Origin of the sequence: Streptomyces sp. NPDC088707 (assembly GCF_044752725.1) — a bacterium.
In the GTDB taxonomy this organism is placed as follows: Bacteria; Actinomycetota; Actinomycetes; order Streptomycetales; family Streptomycetaceae; genus Streptomyces.
The window spans coordinates 744,416-752,870 of record NZ_JBIVLV010000002.1; the positions used below are offsets into that span (position 1 = coordinate 744,416).

Below are 8,455 nucleotides of genomic sequence, written 5' to 3' on the forward strand. Positions count from 1 at the left end.
GACGCCATGACAGCCCCGATCGGCCAACTGGTGCAGCTGTGGGACCGGTTGACCGGCGCCCGCCCCCTCGACGTCGACGACGAGGACCGGGTCCGCCTCGACACCTGGGAGCTCGACCCCGCCGTGCAGAACACCGTCACCGAACGCTGGGCCGGCGCCACCAGCGACACCATCACCGAACTCGCCGACCTCGACTGGTTCAGCGACGAGGTCCGCCGCCTCCACGGCTTCTCCGTCCCCGGAGTCGACTACACCCACGCCGTGGAGACGGACGTCCCCTGGCCCGCTCCCACCACCTGAACTCGCGCCACGAGCACCGCCGTCGCGCGGGCGTCGGGAACCCCCGCCTCCGCTGCCGTCGCCCTCCTCCCTCGGTCAGGGCTCCAGCGGAGGGAGGCCGGCGAGGCCCGTGTCACGCATGATGCGCTCGACGGTCTCGGCCAGAGAGCTGTCCGCTCCGACGACGGTCTCCACACCGCCGGGCAGCAGATCGCGCTCCCGGTACCAGGAACGCATCTCCAGCTCGCCGTACGTGGCCGACTGAGGCTTGGTGGCGTGGCGGGCCACGGTCTCCTCGAACGGCACGTCCAGGTAGTAGCCGTGGGTCGGGCCGCGGTGGTCGGCGCGCAACCGGGCGAGCATCGCGCCGTAGTGGTCGGCGTACAGGATGCCCTCGACGACGACGTGATACCCGGCGTCCAGGGCGTAGCGGGCCGTCACGTCGATGAGGCCGATGTTCGCGGCGCCGGGGCGGTCCCGCTCACGCAGGACGTCCCGACGGAGGTTGTCCTGGCCGACCACGGCCAGGCCGCGGCCGAACTCCTCGCGGAGGCCGGCAGCGGCGCTCGACTTCCCCGAGGCGCTGTTGCCGCGCAGGATCACGAGCCGGGTCTCCGCGCTGCCCACCATCACGACGGCGACCCTAGCGGTCCGAGGAGGCTGCGGGCACCCTCGCCCGGCGGCCTCGTGCCCCCACCGACGCCGCCCGCCGCATGCGCGCATATTCACAGCCGAGGGGCGCACGCCCGCGCCTAGACTCGGCCCATGAGCAACTCCCTGGCCTCCGCCGTCCTCACGACCCCCGACCTGGACGAGGCGATGCGCGCGGTGCGCACCCTGCTGGCGGTCGCCGAAGTCCACGGGGCCGAGGTGGACTTCGAGGCGGTGATCCACTCGCCGGACGTGCTCCGGCGTGTCCGGGAAGTGCTGCCCGACGGCCTCGAATGGTGGGCACTCGGGGAGGGGGCCGAGGGATCCGCGAAGGCGGGGGACGACCCGGAGGCCTGTCTGCCGATCCGTCTGTTCGACTGGAGCCGACCGCTGGGCCGCGCGGAACCGTTCATCGACGCCCTGGCCGACAGCCCCGCGTCCGTCCGCTGGGACCTGGACGCCTGGCCCGAGGTTCCCGAGGCGGGGCTGGAGGCCGTCTCCCAGAAGTACGCCTACCTCACGCTCACGGTGAACTCCAGGGACCTGTATCAGGACGAGCTGTCACAGGACCACACGGTCCATGTGCACACGAGCCGGGGCGACGACAGCGGCCGCGTCGCATGGCTCGCAGCGCGCATCGGAAGCACCCCGACCGGCCGGGCGGAAATCGCCCCGCTGTAGGTCCTGTCCGGCGGATCGTGGCCGGGCCCCTGATTCGACGGACGGGGCAGCCGACATCGCCCGCACCGCCGTGCGCGCGCACGGCCGGGCCCCCGTGGACCCCTGACCTGCCGCGACACCCCGAAGTCCGCCATGGGATCATGCGACTGCCCCGGGGGTGGGCCGCCCGTTACGGGCGTGTGCGATGCGAGGAGCGCCGTGTGAGAACGGGTGGAGACCGGGGCGATTCGTCGGTGCCGGACGACGTGTGGGAACAGTTCCTGCGGGAATCCGTCGAAGGCGTCGCGGACGCGCCCAAGGAGCCGTCCGCGCGGGCACGGGTCGTGACGGAGCGGCTGCGCAACGAGCCCGCGGGCAACGACGGTTGGCGTACCTACACGCCCGCCGCCCCGGCCCGGCGCAAGAAGGGCCGGCACCTGGTCGGGCTGCTCGCCGCCGTGGCGCTGCTGGTCGCGGCGTTCGACCCGTGGAACATCATCGGCGCGTCCGGCGAGGGCGCGGCGTCCGGACCGCCGCTCGCCCGGGAATCCGGCCGTCCGACCGAGGCGCCGCCCGTGGAGCCCGCCCAACGCCCCACGATCGCCGAGCCGTTCAGGGGCTCGCCCGCCGTGCGCTGGGCGGACGGCGCGGCCGGGATCACCGTCCCCGCCGCACGGGCGACGGGGTGGATGAGCAAGGCACAGGTGGAGAAGGCGCTTAGGCAGACGCGCGACTTCCTCGTCGCGACCAGTCTTGACCCGGCCGTGCTGCGCGGTGAGCGCCCCACCGAGGCCGTCGCCCTGATCAACCCGCAGCAGAAGGACGTCAAGGACTATCTGGCCGCCGCGTTCGGTACGCCGACGACGGAGGAGAACGACCCGCTCCTCCTCTTCAGCCGCTTCGACCCCTCCCACGCGCGCCTGGCCGGCGACGTCGTCAAGACCCGGGGCCGGATGACGTTCCGGGAGGGCGATCGCGGCGCCCTCCAGGTGACCACCGACGTCACCTACGTGTACCCGGTCGTACAGGCCGCCGGCGGCGACGAGGTCGTGCGCACGATCGCGCGGCGCGAGGTCGTGGTGAGCTGGGACGACCCCTCGAAGGTCATCACCGAGGCGGGCACCCTCTCCCTCGTCTCGTACAAGGTCGACATGACCAACGGCGGCTGCGACACCCACAACGGCTACTTCACCCCGCAGTTCGGTACACGGGGGGCGGACAGCGGTTCGACCGACGGAGAGGTCGTCGACCCGTACGACCGCAGCGCGCCGATGTTCGGAGGGACGGGGAGCCCGGACGACGGGTGCAGGACCGCGTCGCGCTCCTGACCACCGGTCGCACGCGCCCCTGACCACCGGTCATGCCGCCTCCCCGGGGCATTCCCGGCCGCCGTTCCATGGTCACGGGCGCACGGGGCGGGCACCATGGGGGCCACCACGGCGGGGCGCCCCGAGCGCGCCGACAGGAACCGGAAGGGACACGTCAGCCCATGCCCCAGCACTACGGCGACTACCAGCACGAGATCTACTTCGACGGGCTCTTCGGCGTCCTGCCCACCCAGCCGATGACCTTCGCCGAACTGGAGACGAGGGCGCGGGCCGCGCTCCCTCCCTCGCTGTGGTCGTACGTCGCGGGCGGCGCGGGTGACGAGTCCACCCAGGAGGCCAACGCCGCGGCCTTCCGCACCTGGGGGCTCGTACCGCGCATGATGGTCGGCGCGGCCCAGCGCGACCTGTCCGTCGACCTGTTCGGGCTGAAGCTGCCGTCCCCGCTGTTCATGGCACCCGTCGGCGTGATCGGCCTCTGCGCCCAGGACGGTCACGGCGACCTGACGACCGCCCGCGCCGCCGCGCGTACCGGCGTGCCGATGATCGCCTCCACGCTCACCGTCGACCCGATGGAGGACGTCGCCGCCGAGTTCGGCGACACACCGGGCTTCTTCCAGCTCTACACGCCCACCGACCGGGACCTCGCGGAGAGCCTCGTACGCCGTGCCGAGGCCGCCGGCTTCAAGGGCATCGTCGTCACGCTCGACACCTGGATCACCGGCTGGCGGCCCAGGGACCTCGCCACCGGCAACTTCCCCCAGCTGCGCGGCCACGCCCTCGCGAACTACACCTCCGACCCCGTCTTCCGCGCCCGCCTGGCCAAGAGCCCCGAGGAGGACCCGCGCGCCGCCGTACTGGAGTGGGTGGGTGTCTTCGGCAAGCCGCTCGTCTGGGACGACCTGGCCTGGCTCCGCTCGCTCACCGACCTGCCGATCGTCCTCAAGGGCATCTGCCATCCCGAGGACGTCCGGCGAGCGAGGGACGGCGGCGTGGACGGGATCTACTGCTCCAACCACGGCGGCCGCCAGGCCAACGGCGGCCTGCCCGCCCTGGACGCCCTGCCCGACGTGGTCGCCGCCGCCGACGGCCTCCCCGTGCTCTTCGACTCGGGGGTCCGCAGCGGCGCCGACGTCGTCAAGGCCCTCGCGCTCGGGGCCACGGCGGTGGGGGTCGGGCGCCCGTATGCGTACGGTCTCGCCCTCGGCGGCACCGACGGGATCGTGCACGTCCTGCGCGCCCTCCTCGCCGAGGCCGACCTGATCATGGCCGTCGACGGCTACCCGACGCTCGCCGACCTCCGGACGGAGGGCTCACTGCGCACGGTGCGGGCATAGCGGCGCATCGCGCGCCGACCGGGCCCGTCGCGGAGCCGGGAACACCCGGGGCGCCCACAAGGCGCCCCGAGCCCGGCGCCGGCCGCTCACGCACCGGCTTGAGGCGGCCGGCATCTCCACCGGCCAGGCGGTGAGCAGGCCCGCCCCTCCCGCTCCACCTAGCCCACCTGCCCCTCCTCTTCCTCGAAGCTGGCGAAGTAGGCGGCGGCCATGTCCTCCTCGCCGTGGCCTTGCGCTGCGGCGCGGGCGAGGCGTTCCGCGCCGGCCGCGGCCACGTCGAGGCGTACGCCGTGCCGGCGTCCCGCATCGACGATCAGCCGGGCGTCCTTCACGGCCGTGGTCACCGCGAAGCTGGCGGGCGAAAGCCGGTCCTCCAGGACGAGCGCCGCCTTGGCGTGCAGATAACCCATGTCGAGGGGCCCGCCCGCGATGACGTCGAAGAAGCTCTGGGGATCCACCCCGAGGGCCTTGGACAGGGCCAGGACCTCACCGGTCGCGTTGGTGGCGGCGAGGACCCAGCTGTTGGCCACGAGCTTCAGACGCGTGGCCGCCGCGTCCGCACCGTCCTCGCCGGTCCACACGGTGCGGGAGCCGACGGCGGCGAGAACCGGCTCGATGGCCTGCCGGCCCCCGCTGGGCCCCGCGGCCAGGACGACCAGCTGCCCGGCCTCGGCGGGCGCGCGCGTACCGAGGACGGGCGCGTCGAAGAAGACCAGCCCGTGCTCGCGAGCCAGTCCGGCCTGCTCGCCGACCTCCTCGATCCCCGAGGTCGTCGACTGCACCCAGGCGGCGCCCCGCCGGAGCCCGGGCGCGGCCTGCCGCATGGTCCGGAGCGCGGCGGGCCCGTCGTGGAGCACGGTGAGCACGACGTCCGCACCCCGCACGGCCTCGTCGGGCGTGTCCGCGACGTACGCGCCGTCCGCGGCGAGCGGCTCGGCCTTGGCACGGGTACGGTTCCAGACCCGGACGTCGAGTCCGGCCCGGAGAAGGTTGCGGGCCATGGCGGCCCCCATGATCCCGGTGCCCAGGACACCTGCGGTCAGCTTGTCGGTCATGAAGTCGCTTCCTGTTCTCGGGCGGGCGGGCGGGCGGGCGGGTCGGTGCGGTGGTGTCGGTACGTCAGTAACCCGACCCGGTGGCACCGTCTGACAGTCTCCTCCGAGCCCTGCACGCGGGGGGCGATGCACCCCTTCGCCCGCTCCCGTCCCCGGTGGCGGAGCTGCTCGGGACAGCCGGCGCACCGGCGTCCGCCTGCACCGGGGCCGGCCGGTGGCCGGGACGGACTCAGTTGAGGGTGTCGGGGTCCGGCCCGGTGCGCAGTCCGCGGTCGAGACCGCCGAGCGCGCTCATCTCCTCGTCGGAGAGGGCGAAGTCGAAGACGTCGATGTTCTCGCGGATACGGGCGGGGGTGACCGACTTCGGGATCACGACGTTCCCGAGCTGGAGGTGCCAGCGCAGCACCACCTGGGCGGGGGACTTGCCGTGCCGGGCGGCGATGTCCGCGATGGCCGGCTCGGCGAGCACGGCGCCCTGGGCGAGCGGGCTCCACGCCTCCGTGGCGATGGAGTGGGCGGCGTGCAGCTCGCGGAGTTCCCGCTGCTGGAGCGCCGGGTGCAGTTCGATCTGGTTGACCGCCGGGACGAGGCCGCTGCTGTCGAGCAGCCGCTTCAGGTGCGCGGGCTGGAAGTTGGAGACACCGGCCGCGCGGACGCGCCCGTCGGCGACCAGCTTCTCGATGGCACGCCAGGTGTCGACGTACAGGTCACGCGCCGGGGTCGGCCAGTGGATCAGGTACAGGTCCACGTGGTCGAGGCCCAGCTTGGCGAGGCTGTCGTCGAAGGCCCGCAGGGTGGAGTCGTACCCCTGGTCGGCGTTCCAGAGCTTGGTGGTCACGAAGAGCTCGTCGCGGTCGACGCCGGATGCGGCGAGCGCCCGACCCACGCCGGCCTCGTTGCCGTAGATCGCGGCGGTGTCCAGAGAGCGGTAGCCGGCCTGGAGGGCGTGGCCGACGGCGGCGGTCGTCTCGTCGTCGGGGACCTGGAAGACACCGAAGCCGAGCTGCGGGATCTCCACGCCGTTGTTGAGCGTGACGGTGGGGAGGTGGGACATGCGTGGACTGCTTTCTCTACGGATTCCTCTGCAGCTTCTCTGCAGGAGGTGTCTCTGCGGGATGCGGCTACGGGTTTCGCGCCGGTACGGATCAGACGAGGGCCGCGGTGGCCGTGACCGCGAAGGAGTGGTCCTGTTCGGGCGCGCCGCCGCCGACCCCGACGGCGCCGATGAGCGTGCCGTCGCGGTGGACGGGGACGCCGCCGGCGATGAAGAGGAGCGGGCGGTCCAGGGCCGTGGTCAGGGAGTGGAAGGGGCCGTCCGGCTTGACCAGGTCGACGAGGTCGGCGGTGGGGGCGTCGAGCTGCAGGGCGGTGTAGGCCTTGCGGGTGCTCGTCTCGCCGGAGATCAGTACGGCGCGGTCGTCGCGGCGGAAGGCGAGGAGGTGGCCCCCGGCGTCGAGGACCGTGACGCTCACGGTGACCCCGGCGGCCTCGGCGGCGCGGCGGGCGGCGGTGAGCAGGATCTCGGCGTCCTGGGTGGTCAGCGGGGCGACGGCGGTGGTGGTCATGGCGCTTCTCCTGGGGTGGTGGGCGGCGGGGGAGGGGAGGGTCAGTGGCGTACGGGGACACGGGCGACGCTCGTGTCCTCGGCATCAGAGGCACCGGAGGCACCGGGGGCATCGGAGGCATCGGTGCGCGCGGGGGCCCGGCGCTCCAGCGCCGCCGACCAGAGAGCGAGGGCGAGAGCTGCTCCGGCGAGGACGGCGCCGACCCAGTTCGGCGCGGTGTAACCGAGGCCGGCGGCGATGACGAGCCCGCCCAGCCAGGCGGCGAGCGCGTTGCCGAGGTTGAAGGCGCCGATGTTGACGGCGGAGGCAAGGGTCGGCGCGCCGTGCGCCTGGTCGAGGACGCGCTTCTGCAGCGGCGGGACGGTCGCGAAGCCGAGCGCGCCGACGAGGAAGACGGCGATCGCGGCGAGCACCTTGTCGTGGGCGGCCACGGTGAAGAGGGCCAGGACGATCACGAGCCCGCCGAGCGCGGCGTACAGCAGGGGCATCAGGGCGCGGTCGGCGAACCGGCCGCCGAGCAGGTTGCCGAGGAACATCCCCACGCCGAACAGGACGAGGAGCCAGGTGACCGCGCCCTCGGAGTAGCCGGCGACCTCGGTCATCATCGGTGCGATGTAGGTGATCGCGGCGAAGACGCCGCCGAAGCCGAGCACGGTCATCGCCATCGCGAGCAGCACCTGGGGATTGCGGAACGCCTTCAGCTCCCGGCGCAGGTGGGTGCCCTCGGGGCGGGGCATGGCGGGGACGAGCTTGGCGATGCCGAACAGGCCGATCACCCCGAGCGCGGCGACGATCGCGAAGGTGGTGCGCCAGCCGACCGCCTGCCCGATGAGGGTGCCGAGCGGTACGCCGACGATGTTGGCGACGGTGAGCCCGGTGAACATGGTGGCGATGGCGCCGGCCTTCCTGTCCGGGGCGACGAGGTCGGCGGCGACGACGGACCCGATGCCGAAGAACGAGCCGTGCGCGAGCGAGGCGATCACCCGGCCGGCCACCATCAGTCCGAAGCTCGGGGCGATCGCGGAGAGTATGTTTCCGGCCACGAACAGTCCCATGAGCAGCATGAGCATCCGCTTGCGGCTCACCTTGCTGCCGAGGACGGTCAGCAGGGGCGCGCCGACGACGACGCCGAGCGCGTAGCCGGTGACGAGCAGGCCGGCGGTGGGGATCGAGACGCCGTAGTCGCCGGCGATGTCGGGCAGCAGCCCCATGACCACGAACTCGGTCGTGCCGATGCCGAATGCCCCGACTGCCAGGGCGAGGAGTGCGAGCGGCATGGCTCACCCCTTCTGTGATTGCTTGAACAAGCTCTTTACGTGCTGCCACAATAATTGCAGACGCGCTATAAGTGCAAGCGCAGATAGCGCGCTCTAGTCGGAGGTGTGGGCATCTGTGAGGTGCCGAGCGGCGAGACCGCCTGTCACACGGGACGTCGGGTGGCAGTAGTTCCGGCGAGGATCCACCGGGGGGGGGGGGGGGGCGGGCCGGCCCCCAGCCAAAAACGCAACAGGGGGGGGGTTTCTTAATACCCCCATAATTAACGGGTGTTTGAATTCATCGAGTTCGTTGGCACAATGTAAAGG

At 72.6% G+C, this 8,455-nt stretch carries 9 protein-coding genes; 4 read left to right on the forward strand and 5 right to left on the reverse strand.

The features are described from left to right. Positions 1-6 precede the first annotated feature (6 nt). Positions 7-300 (forward strand): hypothetical protein, encoded by a 294-nt coding sequence (locus tag ACIP84_RS10685; RefSeq protein WP_401797130.1) that lies wholly within the window; start codon positions 7-9, stop codon positions 298-300. Between the two features lie 75 nt (positions 301-375). Here the strand turns inward: ACIP84_RS10685 and ACIP84_RS10690 are convergent, their stop codons facing one another. Then, positions 376-909, reverse strand: coding sequence for an AAA family ATPase (locus ACIP84_RS10690; RefSeq protein ID WP_355966847.1), 534 nt, complete (start codon positions 907-909; stop codon positions 376-378). 135 nt (positions 910-1,044) lie between these two features. On the opposite strand from ACIP84_RS10690, the gene ACIP84_RS10695 reads away from it, so the two are divergent. From ACIP84_RS10695 to ACIP84_RS10705, 3 genes are all read left to right on the forward strand, one after another. Further along, the gene (locus tag ACIP84_RS10695; RefSeq protein WP_401797047.1) at positions 1,045-1,611 is read left to right on the forward strand and encodes a hypothetical protein; all 567 of its coding nucleotides are present in this window, start codon (positions 1,045-1,047) and stop codon (positions 1,609-1,611) included. 200 nt (positions 1,612-1,811) lie between these two features. Continuing rightward, positions 1,812-2,918 carry a hypothetical protein gene (locus tag ACIP84_RS10700; RefSeq protein ID WP_401797050.1) on the forward strand — a complete coding sequence of 369 codons (1,107 nt, stop codon included), beginning with the start codon at positions 1,812-1,814 and terminating at the stop codon, positions 2,916-2,918. A gap of 161 nt (positions 2,919-3,079) precedes the next feature. Next, a complete protein-coding gene (locus ACIP84_RS10705) occupies positions 3,080-4,252 on the forward strand; it encodes a lactate 2-monooxygenase (RefSeq protein ID WP_401797053.1) in 1,173 nt (390 codons plus the stop codon). A 158-nt stretch (positions 4,253-4,410) separates the two neighbouring features. Here ACIP84_RS10705 and ACIP84_RS10710 read toward each other — a convergent pair whose 3' ends face one another. From ACIP84_RS10710 to ACIP84_RS10725, 4 genes are all read right to left on the reverse strand, one after another. Continuing rightward, complete coding sequence (locus ACIP84_RS10710; RefSeq protein ID WP_401797056.1) at positions 4,411-5,307, reverse strand: NAD(P)-dependent oxidoreductase; 897 nt, start codon at positions 5,305-5,307, stop codon at positions 4,411-4,413. Between the two features lie 229 nt (positions 5,308-5,536). Continuing rightward, on the reverse strand, positions 5,537-6,361 hold the full coding sequence (locus ACIP84_RS10715) for an aldo/keto reductase (RefSeq protein ID WP_401797059.1): 825 nt from the start codon (positions 6,359-6,361) through the stop codon (positions 5,537-5,539). A 91-nt stretch (positions 6,362-6,452) separates the two neighbouring features. Then, entirely contained in the window at positions 6,453-6,872 is a 420-nt protein-coding gene (locus ACIP84_RS10720; protein ID WP_355966748.1) for a heme-binding protein, read from the reverse strand. 41 nt (positions 6,873-6,913) lie between these two features. Next, positions 6,914-8,149, reverse strand: coding sequence for an MFS transporter (locus tag ACIP84_RS10725; RefSeq protein ID WP_401797063.1), 1,236 nt, complete (start codon positions 8,147-8,149; stop codon positions 6,914-6,916). Positions 8,150-8,455: the final 306 nt, after the last annotated feature.

Bases quoted from the DNA above. Each gene is read 5' to 3' on its own strand.
- ACIP84_RS10725 (WP_401797063.1), bottom strand. From the start codon at position 8,149: ATGCCGCTCGCACTCCTCGCCCTGGCAGTCGGGGCATTCGGCATCGGC.
- ACIP84_RS10720 (WP_355966748.1), bottom strand. From the start codon at position 6,872: ATGACCACCACCGCCGTCGCCCCGCTGACCACCCAGGACGCCGAGATC.
- ACIP84_RS10710 (WP_401797056.1), bottom strand. From the start codon at position 5,307: ATGACCGACAAGCTGACCGCAGGTGTCCTGGGCACCGGGATCATGGGG.
- ACIP84_RS10695 (WP_401797047.1), top strand. From the start codon at position 1,045: ATGAGCAACTCCCTGGCCTCCGCCGTCCTCACGACCCCCGACCTGGAC.
- ACIP84_RS10705 (WP_401797053.1), top strand. From the start codon at position 3,080: ATGCCCCAGCACTACGGCGACTACCAGCACGAGATCTACTTCGACGGG.
- ACIP84_RS10685 (WP_401797130.1), top strand. From the start codon at position 7: ATGACAGCCCCGATCGGCCAACTGGTGCAGCTGTGGGACCGGTTGACC.
- ACIP84_RS10690 (WP_355966847.1), bottom strand. From the start codon at position 909: ATGGTGGGCAGCGCGGAGACCCGGCTCGTGATCCTGCGCGGCAACAGC.
- ACIP84_RS10715 (WP_401797059.1), bottom strand. From the start codon at position 6,361: ATGTCCCACCTCCCCACCGTCACGCTCAACAACGGCGTGGAGATCCCG.